This window comes from Methylophaga marina (assembly GCF_030296755.1).
Taxonomy (GTDB): Bacteria; Pseudomonadota; Gammaproteobacteria; order Nitrosococcales; family Methylophagaceae; genus Methylophaga; species Methylophaga marina.
In genome coordinates this window covers 141,538-155,547 of the sequence record NZ_AP027741.1, presented here as the reverse complement: position 1 = coordinate 155,547, position 14,010 = coordinate 141,538, and the positions used below count along the sequence as shown (strand labels likewise).

The window sequence follows — 14,010 nt, the reverse complement described above, 5'->3', positions numbered from 1 at the left end:
TCACAACCTGATTGACAAGCGCCCATAGTAACGAACTCTTGGCGATAAAACGATGTAAGCTTGATATACCTCTCACATCATCATGGAGCAGCCATATCCTATGTTTTATCAGGATGGAATGTGTAAGGATGCAAAGAGATTTTTTCTACTTATTTGATTTTGTTATAGTAAATTTCAGATACATAGACATGGAAGGGTGGTCATAGTGGAAGCACCTGCAATACCAAGCGATGAGCAAGAACGCCTCAATGCTTTGTACAATCTGGAAATTCTAGACTCGGAGCCCGAGGCTGTTTTTGATAATTTGACAGAACTGGTCGCGGATATTTTTTCTGTGCCTATTGTGGCCATTTCCTTGATTGACGAATCACGACAGTGGTTCAAGTCAATCCAGGGCTTAGACGTTTGCGAAACCGGCAGAGATATTTCTTTTTGTGGTCATGCTATCTTTCATCAACAAGCGTTTATTGTAGAAAATGCACATGAGGATGACCGCTTTAAGGATAACCCTCTAGTGACAGGACCACCGCATATTGTCTTTTATGCAGGTATTCCGCTCCGATACAAACATAATCAACATCATCATCTATTAGGCACGCTGTGCATTATTGACCGTCAGCCACGAACACTGAGCGAACAGCAAAAACAACAACTTCAGCTATTCGCTCATCAGGTGGAATCATTAATTGAGATGCGTTTAACAGGCCAACGTCTGCAGCAGGCGAACCAGGCAAAATCAGCATTTATGGCAAATATGACACATGAACTGCGTAGTCCAATCGCGGGCGTGATCGGTATGCTGGATATTCTGCAAGGGAGTGAATTAACGACCGAACAACAGCGACATATGGATTTGGCCAGCAAAAGTGCCAGACTGCTACTCAATATTATCAATGACATTCTCGACTTTTCTAAACTGGAAGCCAATAAAGTTCATATCCGTCATGATGCCTTTAACCTGACCAAACTATTCGAAGACGTATTTGAAAGTTTTCGTCTACGGGGCAAGAAAACCGATAAAAGTTACCATCTATCTGTCGACTGGAATGATGATTTATTCGTCGATGGTGATGCCACACGACTAGAACAAATCTTATTAAACTTGCTTAGCAATGCTGATAAGTTCACTCAGCATGGCCATATTCAGCTAAAAGCCAGTCTCATTGAGCAGTCTGATGACGATATCACCTTGTCATGTCATGTTATCGATAGTGGTATCGGCATCAGTTCTACACAACAGTCCCGTTTATTTGAACCTTTTGAGCAGTTAGATAACAGCTCATCAAAAAGCTTCGGTGGCACCGGTTTAGGTTTAGTGATTTCAAAAAAACTATGCGAATTAATGGGTGGAAGTATTACCGTTGAAAGTGAGGTCGGTAAAGGTTCTTGCTTTAGTTTCACTATAAAGCTTAAACGCATCAGCAAATCAGAGTCTAAACAAACTCACACCGATGCAAATAAACAACCAACCTACCAACCCAGTCTGTCTGACATACATGTCTTAATTGTGGATGATGACCTAACTAACCGCTCGGTTTTAGAGTTTTTCCTGACACGTTTAAATGTCCATTTCACGACTGCTGAGAATGGCGTGCAGGCCAATCAACTGTTAACGGAGCTCGATAGTTATGAGCCAATAAAAATGATTCTGATGGATTGCCAGATGCCCGTCATGGATGGCTACACCACCACTCAACATATCCGAGATGGTAAGTTGGGTGAACAATATCAGGATATTCCCATCATCGCCTTAACAGCGAATGCCATGAAAGGTGATGAAGAAAAATGCTTATTAGCGGGAATGAGTGACTATATGGCTAAGCCTATTAAACTCGACTTGTTGCTGGAAAAAATGGTGTATTGGTCAACGCGTACACACCCTCGCTAAATTTATAGATAGGGCTGCTGCCCTCATAAAATCGTTTTGATCGCCAGTGCTGGTGAAAGAATAGGGTAGAAGCAATCTCCTTATCTCTGTTTTTTTTAGCCACAATATTCATCTAGTGTGCTCTTTGTAAATCTGTTCTTGATTGCATCTCAAAATGAACAATATGGCTTATGGCAAATGTGTAAGCAATTTGTCATAAATGACTGTTTTGTGATAACACAGTACTGTGTTTTAACGCGGAGCGAATAGCATGAGCAGAGAAACTGAAAAAAGTATGATTGTTCTCGCACGGCATCGTCTGAAATGGTTGAAAGTCGCCTTAGCGGGCAGGAATGCAGATTTAAATCTTGTTCAAAACACATTTCATCAACTAACAGGCCTAACCAGTCTCAGGTTTGTTCAAGACAATGGCTTAAGTGAAGAAACCATTCGAGAGCTGGCCATCATCGATAATCTCGCCACCCTTAATGTGCAACAGCAACATCCTGAAGTATTGGACAAACTATCAAAAGAAGCTCAGGAATTATCTAAATATCTCGATATGCCCGCGCGTGAATTGTTAGATTTACTCTTCAAACAAGGGGCGCGATTTCATAATCAGGATGCCATCTCAGTGGCTCTTCATCGAGGCCTGATCAGTGATATTCATCATGAAGCTGAAGCCTACGCACGCCTGCAAGCAAGGGAATGTCGTGATAAAGCATAGGGATAACAATATAAAGTTTGACACTTAAAGACGACCGGTCATATTATGGCTTCATGACATTACAAAAACACATCAAAAAAGAACAAATTCTTAACCATGGCATTCAGTTACTAATGAAACATGGTTATCACGGCACAGGTATCAAACTGATACTCGACACAGTCAAGGTGCCAAAAGGTTCGTTCTATAGTTATTTTGATAGTAAAGAAAATTTCACATCCGAGGCAATTACGCATTACATCGCGCCTTTCATTTCCAGATTACAAGGCTTTTTGGATAATCCGGAATTAAATGGTCATCAGGCTATAAAAGCGTATTTCGACTCTTTGATAACTGATCTTGAACACTCAGATTTTAGCGGTGGTTGTTTACTGGGCGATATGATGGGGGAAATCAGTACCTCCAGTGAGTTATGTCGACAGACATTACTCGCGGCGATCACGAATTATTGTCAGCTCATAAGTCAGGGGCTCAGTGATGGTCAGGCATTAGGTATTATTCGTGATGATCTGCCTGCAGATGACATGGCCACGCTGCTGTTCGATCAATGGCAGGGTGCGTTACTGCATATGAAAGTGGAAAAATCGACAGCCCCGTTATCACGGTGTTTATCGCAATTACTGGACGACTATTTTCTTCAACGTTAAATGACGTTGATTTTTTTAGCCGGTTATAAAGACGACCGGTCATTTTTAGTGAGGATACAAGATGAATAAATATATTATCGAGCGAGAAATTGCAGGTGCAGGTGATTTGACCAATAATGATCTGGACCAGATAACGGACAAATCCTGTTCGATTTTAAGAGAGATGGGGCCGGAAATTGAGTGGGTAGAAAGTTATGTGACAGATAATAAAATCTATTGTGTATACAAAGCTGAAAGTAAGGATTTAATCTTGCGTCATGCAGAGCAAGGTGGTTTTCCTGCCAACGTTATCTCAGAAGTCAAAAATATGATTAAACCAAAATAAATACTGAGAGAAAACACACCCTACATAGAAAAGGGGAGAGAAATGAAAAATAAAACAAAAGTCACGTTAAGCACCGTGACTATAGTCATCAGCACCTTGTTGATGCTGAAAGCCAATGCGGAAGAATACCCAGTAAAACAAGTGAGTGAGGGTATTTATTATCACCAGGGTGTTCAGGAAGATGCCAATCGGGACAATAAAGGTGAAATAGCCAATACCGGTTTTATCATCGGAGAAAAGTGTATCGCCGTAGTTGATACCGGTGGGAGTTATCTTGAAGGTAAATCGCTTTTGGAAGTGATACGCGATAAAAGTGATTTACCGATTTGTTATGTTATCAATACCCATGCTCATCCGGATCATTTTTTAGGCAATGCAGCATTCAAAGAGACTGAAGCAACCTTTATTGGCAATGATAAAATGCCAGCTGCAATCGAAGCCCGAAAATCGTTTTATGAAACCCGTTTCAGTGACATTCTGGGGCCTCACTTTAAAGGCACAGAGTTTATTGAGCCCACCCAATTAGTGAGTGTGGATGACCCCATCACCATTGATTTGGGGGAACGTGAACTGGTTCTGACCAGCTATCCCACCTCACACACAGATAATGATCTGACGGTGCTGGATAAAAAAACCAAGACCTTATGGACCGGCGACTTACTCTTTGTAAAACGGATTCCAGCCCTGGATGGCAGTATTAATGGTTGGCTAACCACGATCGATGCTCTTAAATCTATGAAGTTGAATGCAGTGATTCCCGGGCATGGACCTGCTCAACATGATGAGTGGCAACAAGCCTTTGATGACGAAGCGCATTATTTCAGTACGATTCGAGAGCAAATCAGAGCCATTATTTATGATATGGGCACTATCAATGAAGCAACCGAATCTGTCGGTCTGAGTGAGAAGGGCAAGTGGTTGTTATTTGATGATTATCATAAACGCAATATCACCGCTGCTTTTACCGAACTGGAATGGGAATAGAACGATGAAAGTATTATTAAAACATTTCGGCTTTGCTGCTTTATTGAGCTTAGTCTTATTGCCATGGATGAGCATGGCTGATGATGAACCTGAAGAACAATGGCAAACCCTGAAAGAAATCTACTTTGAAGATAAAACTATTCTTGAAGATGCGGATGACTGGTTAATTATCGAGGCACCGAAAAGAGCAGAAGATGCGGCGATTGTGCCGATACATCTTATTTCAAAGAAACCACAAACGACCAATTCGTATATCAAAAATCTCCACGTTTTTATTGATAATAACCCCATGCCATATTCGGCTAACTTCCATTTATCACCGGTATTAGAAACGGTGGATATTTCCACACGCATGCGGGTTGACCAATATACCTATATACGTGCTATCGCTGAGATGAATGACGGTAGCCTGCATATGGTGAAACGTTTTGTTAAGGCTTCTGGTGGATGCAGTGCACCTGCAGCAAAAGACCAGGTAGCGGCGATGGCCAGACTTGGCAAAATGCAAATTCGTTATCGTGACGGTGATACTGAGCAAGCCAAACCGGTCCAGGTCGTGATTAGCCACCCCAACAATAGTGGTTTACAGATGGATTTAAAAACCCGTGGTTATATACCCGCTCATTATGTCGAGAAAATGTTGATAACACTGGATGATAAAGTGTTAATGACCATCGATACAGGCATTTCCATCAGCGAAGATCCCAGCATGCGCTTTGTTTTACCTGCAGGCGAAGAAGGGCATGGAGTGCTGAAAGCGGAAGTAACAGATAATAAAAAACAGGTTTATACGATAGAAAAACACATTTAATGATGAAGTGACTGACAGGGAAGTCAGTCGTTAAATGGAAATTTCCATTTAATCTGTTCAGCAGGCATCATCTGATCCACACTCAATCGAATCATCCCGGTGGGATCGCTGGCTTGGCCTAATACTACATAACGCTTACCTGAATCGGTATAGCCTACGCCTTGGGCTTGATTAAACTCTCTAATAGGACTGCTATTGCGTAATGTAAAAGGCAGTAACTCATCTTCCTCATCCGCTGGCTTGAATGGTGGTACGGTTTCTGGCCGTTGACGCAAACCCACAAAAATTTCCTCACCACTGGGAAGAATAAGTATATTCCAGTTATATAAAGTCATGACCGTATTGGCTGCGCTTGTCATTTAGTGAGCACCTTCGATACGGTGAGATAAAAAATACATAGAGCAATCTTCAGGTTTTAACGGGGGACTATGATAGTAGCCTTGGAATATATCACAGCCCATTTCCACTAGGGCCTCTCTTTGTTCTAGCGTTTCTACATATTCAGCCACAACCGAGACTTTCTGAGATTTACCCAATGCACTGATAGTGCGGATAATATCGGCATTGGTAGAGTTCGTTAGCACATCACGGGTAATCGACCCATCAATTTTAATCGCATTCACAGTAAAGCGACGCATATGTAAAAGCGATGAGTAGCCCATACCAAAATCATCCATGGCCAGATGAATACCGAGATCACTGATTTCCTGTAATATTTTCTCTACTTGCTTCGAGTCAGAAATTTCAGATGACTCAGTAATTTCTAATTCAATTTCATCCGTACTGAGTCCGTATTGTTGAATACAACGTGTGAGAAATGCAGGCAAGGCATTATCATTGAGCTGGAGTGGTGAAATATTTATTGCCATCGTCAGAGCATGATGGCCTTCTTTATTCCACTTGGCTTTAGTGATGCAGCATTGCTCAAATACCCAGTTACCTAATTTATTAATATCGCCACTGTCTTCAGCCAGCATGACGAGCATGGCAGGGGATACAAAGCCGTAGCGTGGATGTGTCCAACGCACCAGTGCTTCAACGCCCACAATGTGACCAGAACGATGATGCTTAGGTTGGTAAACAACAGTCAACTCATCACGGTAAATGGCTTGACGTAGGTCATACACTAGATCTCTGGCAATCATGCCGACTTTATCTTGTCTGCTAATAATTTGCAGCTTGGTCTGACCGTTATGAATAATCGTATTGGTCGCCTCCTCAAAAGCGAGTTGCTCTTGTTGATGCCTGTAAACTTCAGCTTTACGAACGAACGGTAGATAGAGCAGCGTGCTGATAATAATGCTCATTAATTGTAACGCGACGCCGCGCCACGATTCAGTCAGTAGCCAGGCCGATAACACAGGCGGTGTTGTCCATGTCACTTTGGATTGATTTACCACATCAACCCAACCGGATTGAAAGGCCAGCAATGACATCGCCATCAATAACAATGGCACAGCGAAAAAGGGGATTAAATAGCGAGGGTTGAGAACAAGAGGGAGGCCATAGATCAAGATATCGTTAATATTAAACAGACTCGGGATAATTGAAATTTTGGCGACCTTATTTTGAACACCTGTGCGTGTGGCAACTAATATGGCGATAACCAATCCCATGGTTGCGCCTGAGCCACCTATTAAAACGAAGCTTTCGTAAACAGACCGTGTTACCCAATCAGTACTGATGGCAACAACATCATTAATAAAAAATGCCCCTTGCTGGTATGACTCAATAGCAATTCCACCATGAATACCGACAAACCATAAGCCCTGGTTAACCAGTACGGTGAGAGTGCTAAGTATCCATGCACCGAACCCAGTTTCCTGTGCCCCATGTGTAATGGTGTTGTACACATCCGGAAAATCAGGCAGCACAGCAATAAATGCGGCCAGCAGAAAAAAGAAAACCCCGACCAAAACAATAGTGGGGGTTAAACGCATGGCATTATAAAATGCCGTATCCGACTCAACAGAGAGATGTAATAAGTCCAGCAATCGTTTGTGCGTTAACCAGGAGACTAACTCTGCCGTTGCTACACCTAAAATAATAGCCAGTGCCATCGCTTCTATGCTGAAGTCAATGGGCGAATAACCAAGTAATGAGATGAATATAATAAAGTTGATAGCTGCACTGATGGCCACCATCAATGGGGTCGGCATATCACCCTCAGTAGCGTTACTGCTATTTAGTCGATAGACCAACTGCACAGAAATAATCGCAGTTAACGCCAACGCAAAAAAACTGAAAGTGGCTTCACTTATCTGGGCTAGAGGTACTTTCCAGTTATCACCCAGCCAGTCAGTCATGAAGTTTTGATAAAACGTGTTTGGGAAATAAACCAATAGATCCAATGTGACACGTAGAAATGTCAGGGGAAGTAATGAAACAAAACTATTACGTGTTGCTACTATCCATAACAGCATTCGTTGTTTCAATCTCTTTCTCCCTAAAGCTTTTATAAAAGTTTTTTTCAATTGAAACATAAACACGATAAAAAAGCTGTTTAATTTCTCATAAATTTATAAAAATCATCACTTAAGCAAGAAAACTTAATCTGCTTTATCTTTACTTAAATGTATCACATGTCTCAACATCACCGTTCTTATAACCGGTTTTAAACCATGTCACACGTTGAGCCGAACTGCCATGGGTGAATGAGTCAGGTCGCACCACGCCGGTGGCTTGTTTTTGTAATGTATCATCACCAATGGCACTGGCTGCTGTTAATCCTTCTTCCAGATCGCCTAATTCTAATAACTGTCTTGTTTTATTTGCGTGATGAGCCCAGACACCAGCAAAACAATCAGCCTGTAATTCTTGCTTAACTGATAACTTATTCCATTCAACCTGGCTTATGCTATTTCGGGCCGCATTCACTTGTTGTGATATGCCTAATAAAGTCTGAATATGATGACCCACTTCGTGAGCGATGACATAAGCCTGAGCAAAATCACCCGGGGCATTTAACTGATTCTGTAACTGATCATAAAAACTGAGATCGATATAAACACGCTGATCACCTGGACAATAAAAGGGGCCCATGGCCGATTGAGCCGTCCCACACGCTGAATTCACCACACCACGAAATAAAACTAGTTTAGGCGGACTATAACGTTGGCCATTTTCCCTAAAGATGGTTGACCAGGTTTCTTCAGTATCAGCAAGAATGACGGAGACAAAATCGACACGTTTTTTTCTTCGGCAGTTTCCTGCAGGGGCTCAGAGGATGTGACGGTAGGGGCGGAAGAGGGGATGCCGAACAAAGATAATAATACCGGTAAGTTACCTGTGAATGTCGCCAACAACACAACACCTATCAGTAGAATGGCTGTGCCTTTAAAACCCAGTAATCGAAAGATAGCTGGTAGCAAACGGATAATATCGCCAGAGCCACCACGAACACCTGAAACGCGTTGATTACGACGATCTTCAATATTGCTGCTTTTTTCTCTACCACGCCATTTCATTGTGTGTCCTTTAGTAAATGGGAGATACTAAACAGGTCTGATATTACGGCATTTCGGGTACTGACTACAGCCCCAGAAAAACTGACCTGCATTGTCACCTTTCTTGCTTTGGCGTTTAACCATTTTATGGCCACAGCGAGAACATAGTGGTTCGTCCGTTTGATGACGCTCAACTAATTGCTTTACATGAGCCACATGTTCTCTGTTTGTTTTCAAACTGCGTGAAAGGCGACCAGATTCAATTTGAGAAATGATGGCGTCCTTTTCTGCCAGTGTCAGCACAGGATTTGTTTTTGATTTGATATAGCGAGCATAGCCCAAGCCATAAGTCACATTATCTGGCATCGGTGTTTTAAAGTGGCTGTCACCAATAAAAACAATGACGGAAAAGACGTGTTCGTCGCTTAAGTCGAGCAAGGTTTGAAGTGTTTTGAGGTGTTTATGATTTTGATGAAGTGGATTTTGAAAACGGTATTTGTGCTTATATAGTTGCTGAGTCCAATTTTTCTGAGAAGCACTGCCAAATATCCAGCCTCGAATATTTTTGGTTTCTACGACAAACACGCCATAAACAGAGACGATTATGTGGTCAATCTGGGTCGTGCCATCTTCTGTTGGCAGAGTCACGTTTTTGATTAAATGATAATGCTGTTTATCCAATTGCCATCGGGCAATCACGTTGACCATAAACTCACCCAAAATGCCTTTGAACCAGGCTGAGCGAAGAACGACCAGACAGATAAATAACGGAATGAAATACCAGAGAGACAATAAAGAAGCGAATATCGGAGTGAAGTCCATTTCAGCACCTTGGGTTTAATGTTCCAAGAACATACAATGCACAAAAAAGGTGGGATAAACAAGCGGGCTGGAATAGAAGAGGAGATTTTCTTGGTGGGTGCTGAGGGGATCGAACCCCCGACCCTCGCCTTGTAAGGGCGATGCTCTCCCAGCTGAGCTAAGCACCCCAAGAAAGCGAGGCATTCTACAACATCTTTTTGAAGTTTGCTCGAAAAAAATGAAGAAATTTTTATCTTTGTTAGGGATTATTTTTAAGCAGATTCACTAAGTGATTGATTAGCCGTTTAAAGCCTGTTTAAAACCATTTCTTCCAACGGAATAAAATTAATAATATCAGGGCTACAACAGTCAGCATGATGATGACATCAGTAAAAGCATGACTATCATTCGCGCCTGGAATACCACCCACATTAATCCCCAATAACCCAGTCACAAAGCTTAAAGGTAAAAACACAGCCGCAATCACAGACAGCACATACATACGTGCATTGAGTTGTTCAGCAGTTTTACTATGCAGTTCTTCCTGAACCAATACAGCCCGTTCACGCACAGCGTCCAGGTTTTCGATGTAACGAATCAACGTGTCACTGATTTCATGAATCTGAATCCGATCATAATCAGATAACCAGGATATCTTCTCCAATGTCAGGCGAGCCAGGGCATCCCGTTCTGGTGCCAGATATCGGTGCATGCTAATCACTTGTCGACGCAACTGAGCAATATTATCGTGTAAGTTTTCTGTATTGCCTGCTAAGACAGCGTCTTCATAATCTGCAATCATATCTTCGAAACTGGCAATCGTATCTGACATGCCATCTACGGTCAGATCAATTAGCTTAATTAAAAATTCAGCACTGTCTTTTGGGCCGATACCTTGATTAAGTAATTTATCCAGCTCAGCCGCAGAAGATGACATTTCACGACGTGTTGTCACAATAATATGTGGGTCAATCCAGACACGAATAGAAATCATATCGTCACAATGAGCGTGCTGATTGTGATTGATGCCACGTAAGGACATCAGCAAACCATTGTTTATTGACGTCGTGCGAGGGCGTGTTTCATCTTCCAATAAAGCATTGGCAATAACGCTGTCCAGCCCAGACTGCTCAAGTAACCAGCGTTCGGCATCAGGATGGGTATAGTCAAAATGTAACCAGAGCACACCATGATCAGCTTGCCATGCCGGCAGATCCGTCTCATTCAGTTCGCTGCTTCCACCTTGACCATCTAGTAAATGTGCAAAAGCTAAACCTGATGAATTGGACATAACACGGATATTCCCAAGCAATTGAAAAAGTGAGCTTAGCATAACAGGGGAGTGGTAGAGCCAGACTAGAGCTCAAAAAGTTTTATCTCTTGAGACAATAAAAAAGGGAGCCAATGATGCCATTGACTCCCTTTAAAACTAAATAACTACGGCTATTTAGCGAAGTGTTCTACTGAACAGATTTAACGCCAGTTGATAACCGATTTGTGCCGTTTGTGCATCATAACGACCACCATCACCTTCATCACGCATAAACGCATGTTCGGCATTAAACTCATGCCAGGTAAAGGTGATATCCGTTGCTTTTAATTCCTGGTAGATTTTTAACAAACCATCAGCAGGCACATGGTTATCCTGTTTACCCCAAATCATTAATAACTCACCTTTGATGTCATCCAAGCGTTCCATGCTGTGCTGGCCAGGTTTGTTGGGGATTTTCTGAATATGTAAATCCGTCGCGTAGAAACACGCGGTGCCTTTAACTTCAGGTTGTAAAGCAGCACGGAAAGCTAGGTGACCACCAATGCAATAACCCATGGCACCAATATGACCGTTACACCAAGGTTGCGTTTTGACGAACTCAATCATGGCCACATTATCAGAGTCATAACCTTGAACATCTTTCGCTTCTTTATCGGCATTGCCTTTGTCACGACCAGCATCGTCGTAGCCCAATACCGTGCCAATAGGGTTCAGCTCATGAAAGACTTCTGGCACTAACACGGCATAACCGTGGCTGGCCATCAGCCTTGCAGCACGTTCGATGGGGCCGGTTTGTTGAAAAATTTCAGAATAGAACAAAATGACTGGGTAACTACCTTCACCCACGGGGCGGTGAATATAAGTACGCATCACGCCAGTAGGGGTATCAAGATCGACAAAGTGGCTTTGAATTTTCATAGTAGGCTCGCTAGATTGCTTGAATGTCTGAAGAACGAAAGCACGCTATTGTACAAGAACTTGTCTGCTTCATCATGGCTGACTTCAGCCGCAAATTTATTAGCATCATTTATTGTTTCTATTAGAGTGCATATCTTCAGATTGAAAAAGTGAAAAATAGTTAATATTTAAAAAGTCAGGGTAAAAACCTCCCGAAGCGCCTAAGCACCGATTCATTTTTTATAACTGGTTTAATCTCTGTAATTTTAGGAATATTTCCTATATTTACTCTGTGCGATGCGTAGTAAATTTGCGTAACCTTGTGTGAATTTTTGTGAACATGCTCGCAGAGTTTACCCAGAACTTGTGACAAGCAATCTTACTGCAAACCATCACAAAACATAAGGTGTAGTTAATCCGGCAGCTTATCTAACAAGGGGAGCAGGCAATTGAGTGACATAGCCTTACACCATGAATCAGACGTGAGTATTCTGGGTGATCTTGAAGCAACACGTGACTCTATCGTCACCGATCTTTATCGTACACACAACAGCTGGTTAATGGGCTGGCTCTGCAAGAAAATCGGCTGTAGTTTTGATGCTGCCGACTTAATGCAAGATACCTTTTCCAAAATTTTGCAAAAAGAGGATCTGGGCAGCATCAAAGAACCACGAGCCTACCTGACCACAGTTGCACATGGCCTCATGGTCAACCATGTTCGACGCAAGGATATTGAAAGAGCTTATCTCGAGGCGTTGGAAAATATGCCCGAAGTTGACGTACCTTCACCTGAGTCTCTCAATATCATGGTAGAGACCTTAGCTAAAATAGATGAAATGCTGGATGGCTTACCTGAACGAGTTCGCAGTGCTTTTTTATGGTGTCAGCTGGAAGGGTTGTCACACGCCGAAATTGCTTCACGACTCTCAGTTTCAGTCAGCTCTGTTCGCCAGTACATCGCTAAAGCACTACTGCATTGTTTAAACCTGGATAACTAAAATGTTCTTTTATGGCTCATTCTAAGAAAGACGCGCTCTATGAAGCGACAAACTGGTTTGTTGAACTGACATCCGGTGAGGCGACAGATACAGATCGTAAAGAATGGCAAAGATGGTTAAATGCTTCACCAGAAAACAGACAGGCATGGGAACAAGTTGAAACCGTCACCAACTGTTTTATGGGGCTGGATTCAAAAACCAGTATTGCCGTATTAAACCGTCCGATTGATACCCGATATATCCAATCACAAGAACGTCGCCAGGTCATTAAAACACTGAGTTTGCTTATCGCTGCCGGTACAGCAGGCTGGTATGGCTATCAACAAAAACCATGGCAGGTTTTATTAGCAGACTATTCCACTGCCGTGGGGGAAATTAAACAGCTCGTCCTGGATGACGGCACGCAACTGGTCCTCAACACAGATACCAAACTATCTGTTCATTATGATGAACAAGTTCGTAACGTTAGGTTATTACATGGCGAAGTATATGTAGAAACGGCAGAAGACCCCAACCCAACTTATCGCCCCTTTATCCTGACCACAGAACACGGCACGATCAAAGCCTTGGGCACAAAATTTAGTACTCGCCTCATTCATGAGAGAAGCTGTGTCAATGTCTACGAACATGCCGTTGAAGTGAGCCCCATTAATGGTTATGGCGATAAAGTTGTCGTGAATAGAGGTGAAGCAGTGAAATTCACCGCCGACTTATTTCAGCAAAAAATGTTATTTGATGCCTCCATCCTGGGTTGGACAAAAGGTTTCTTAGTTGTCGATAACATGCCACTCAAAACCTTTGTTGAAGAACTCTCACGTTATCGAACCGGCATGATGCGCTGTGATCCCGCGATTGCTGATTTAGAAATCTCTGGGGCTTTTCCAGTAAAAGATATTGATGGTGCATTAAGAAGTATCACCAAAACCCTGCCAGTACGTGTTGAAAGTTACACACGTTATGTCACCATGCTAAAACCTGCCTAAGAGTTAACTCAAGATCAGCCACACAGTTTATAAAAAACACTAAGAAAGTATCGTCCTTAAAAAGCATTACTAAATCTCTGCTACTAACTGTTGAAACTGATACTTGTTTCTTTATCAATGAGCAAACTTCGTAAAAATATCTCCTCGAAAACCCAGATATATCAACGTTTATAAAAAAATTTTAAAAAAAGTCTAAAAAATAATTGTCACTTTCCAATTCTCGATTGGCATACCTAATAGAACAACAAAAA

Annotated in this window: 13 protein-coding genes, 1 tRNA gene and 1 pseudogene; 8 read left to right on the top strand and 7 right to left on the bottom strand. The window is 42.2% G+C overall.

What is annotated here, in order from left to right; translation table 11 throughout:
* Window positions 1-205 precede the first annotated feature (205 nt).
* From QUE24_RS00770 to QUE24_RS00745, 6 genes are all read left to right on the top strand, one after another.
* The gene (locus QUE24_RS00770) at window positions 206-1,888 is read left to right on the top strand and encodes a GAF domain-containing hybrid sensor histidine kinase/response regulator (protein ID WP_286304802.1); all 1,683 of its coding nucleotides are present in this window, start codon (window positions 206-208) and stop codon (window positions 1,886-1,888) included.
* 250 nt (window positions 1,889-2,138) lie between these two features.
* The gene (locus QUE24_RS00765; protein WP_286304801.1) at window positions 2,139-2,594 is read left to right on the top strand and encodes a hypothetical protein; all 456 of its coding nucleotides are present in this window, start codon (window positions 2,139-2,141) and stop codon (window positions 2,592-2,594) included.
* A 53-nt stretch (window positions 2,595-2,647) separates the two neighbouring features.
* The gene (locus QUE24_RS00760; RefSeq protein WP_286304800.1) at window positions 2,648-3,241 is read left to right on the top strand and encodes a TetR/AcrR family transcriptional regulator; all 594 of its coding nucleotides are present in this window, start codon (window positions 2,648-2,650) and stop codon (window positions 3,239-3,241) included.
* A gap of 61 nt (window positions 3,242-3,302) precedes the next feature.
* Entirely contained in the window at window positions 3,303-3,566 is a 264-nt protein-coding gene (locus tag QUE24_RS00755; RefSeq protein ID WP_286304799.1) for a DUF4242 domain-containing protein, read from the top strand.
* Between the two features lie 42 nt (window positions 3,567-3,608).
* Window positions 3,609-4,550, top strand: a complete 942-nt coding sequence (locus QUE24_RS00750; RefSeq protein WP_286304798.1) for a quinoprotein relay system zinc metallohydrolase 2 — start codon at window positions 3,609-3,611, stop codon at window positions 4,548-4,550.
* Between the two features lie 4 nt (window positions 4,551-4,554).
* Complete coding sequence (locus QUE24_RS00745) at window positions 4,555-5,361, top strand: quinoprotein dehydrogenase-associated SoxYZ-like carrier (RefSeq protein WP_286304797.1); 807 nt, start codon at window positions 4,555-4,557, stop codon at window positions 5,359-5,361.
* A gap of 23 nt (window positions 5,362-5,384) precedes the next feature.
* On the opposite strand, the gene QUE24_RS00740 is transcribed toward QUE24_RS00745, so the two are convergent.
* The 7 genes and pseudogenes from QUE24_RS00740 to QUE24_RS00710 all read right to left on the bottom strand — a co-directional run bounded on the left by QUE24_RS00740 (window position 5,385) and on the right by QUE24_RS00710 (window position 11,799).
* Window positions 5,385-5,720, bottom strand: coding sequence for a hypothetical protein (locus QUE24_RS00740; protein ID WP_286304796.1), 336 nt, complete (start codon window positions 5,718-5,720; stop codon window positions 5,385-5,387).
* Window positions 5,721-7,796 carry an EAL domain-containing protein gene (locus QUE24_RS00735; protein WP_286304795.1) on the bottom strand — a complete coding sequence of 692 codons (2,076 nt, stop codon included), beginning with the start codon at window positions 7,794-7,796 and terminating at the stop codon, window positions 5,721-5,723. It abuts the gene before it with no gap.
* Between the two features lie 130 nt (window positions 7,797-7,926).
* Window positions 7,927-8,828, bottom strand: a pseudogene (gene ypfJ, locus QUE24_RS00730) (KPN_02809 family neutral zinc metallopeptidase).
* Window positions 8,829-8,855: 27 nt separating this feature from the next.
* Window positions 8,856-9,629, bottom strand: coding sequence for a nuclease-related domain-containing protein (locus QUE24_RS00725; protein ID WP_286304794.1), 774 nt, complete (start codon window positions 9,627-9,629; stop codon window positions 8,856-8,858).
* Window positions 9,630-9,720: 91 nt separating this feature from the next.
* Window positions 9,721-9,796, bottom strand: a tRNA-Val gene (locus tag QUE24_RS00720).
* Between the two features lie 128 nt (window positions 9,797-9,924).
* A complete protein-coding gene (locus QUE24_RS00715; RefSeq protein ID WP_286304793.1) occupies window positions 9,925-10,899 on the bottom strand; it encodes a zinc transporter ZntB in 975 nt (324 codons plus the stop codon).
* Between the two features lie 156 nt (window positions 10,900-11,055).
* On the bottom strand, window positions 11,056-11,799 hold the full coding sequence (locus tag QUE24_RS00710; protein WP_007145253.1) for a dienelactone hydrolase family protein: 744 nt from the start codon (window positions 11,797-11,799) through the stop codon (window positions 11,056-11,058).
* A 428-nt stretch (window positions 11,800-12,227) separates the two neighbouring features.
* Between QUE24_RS00710 and QUE24_RS00705 the strand changes: the two genes are divergently transcribed.
* Both QUE24_RS00705 and QUE24_RS00700 read left to right on the top strand, forming a co-directional pair.
* Window positions 12,228-12,776 (top strand): sigma-70 family RNA polymerase sigma factor, encoded by a 549-nt coding sequence (locus QUE24_RS00705; protein ID WP_286304792.1) that lies wholly within the window; start codon window positions 12,228-12,230, stop codon window positions 12,774-12,776.
* Window positions 12,777-12,787: 11 nt separating this feature from the next.
* Window positions 12,788-13,759: a FecR domain-containing protein gene (locus tag QUE24_RS00700; protein ID WP_286304791.1), complete on the top strand. Its 972-nt coding sequence runs from the start codon at window positions 12,788-12,790 to the stop codon at window positions 13,757-13,759.
* Window positions 13,760-14,010: the final 251 nt, after the last annotated feature.

Bases quoted from the DNA above. Each gene is read 5' to 3' on its own strand.
- QUE24_RS00765 (WP_286304801.1), top strand. From the start codon at position 2,139: ATGAGCAGAGAAACTGAAAAAAGTATGATTGTTCTCGCACGGCATCGT.
- QUE24_RS00760 (WP_286304800.1), top strand. From the start codon at position 2,648: ATGACATTACAAAAACACATCAAAAAAGAACAAATTCTTAACCATGGC.
- QUE24_RS00755 (WP_286304799.1), top strand. From the start codon at position 3,303: ATGAATAAATATATTATCGAGCGAGAAATTGCAGGTGCAGGTGATTTG.
- QUE24_RS00750 (WP_286304798.1), top strand. From the start codon at position 3,609: ATGAAAAATAAAACAAAAGTCACGTTAAGCACCGTGACTATAGTCATC.
- QUE24_RS00745 (WP_286304797.1), top strand. From the start codon at position 4,555: ATGAAAGTATTATTAAAACATTTCGGCTTTGCTGCTTTATTGAGCTTA.
- QUE24_RS00740 (WP_286304796.1), bottom strand. From the start codon at position 5,720: ATGACAAGCGCAGCCAATACGGTCATGACTTTATATAACTGGAATATA.
- QUE24_RS00725 (WP_286304794.1), bottom strand. From the start codon at position 9,629: ATGGACTTCACTCCGATATTCGCTTCTTTATTGTCTCTCTGGTATTTC.
- QUE24_RS00715 (WP_286304793.1), bottom strand. From the start codon at position 10,899: ATGTCCAATTCATCAGGTTTAGCTTTTGCACATTTACTAGATGGTCAA.
- QUE24_RS00710 (WP_007145253.1), bottom strand. From the start codon at position 11,799: ATGAAAATTCAAAGCCACTTTGTCGATCTTGATACCCCTACTGGCGTG.
- QUE24_RS00700 (WP_286304791.1), top strand. From the start codon at position 12,788: ATGGCTCATTCTAAGAAAGACGCGCTCTATGAAGCGACAAACTGGTTT.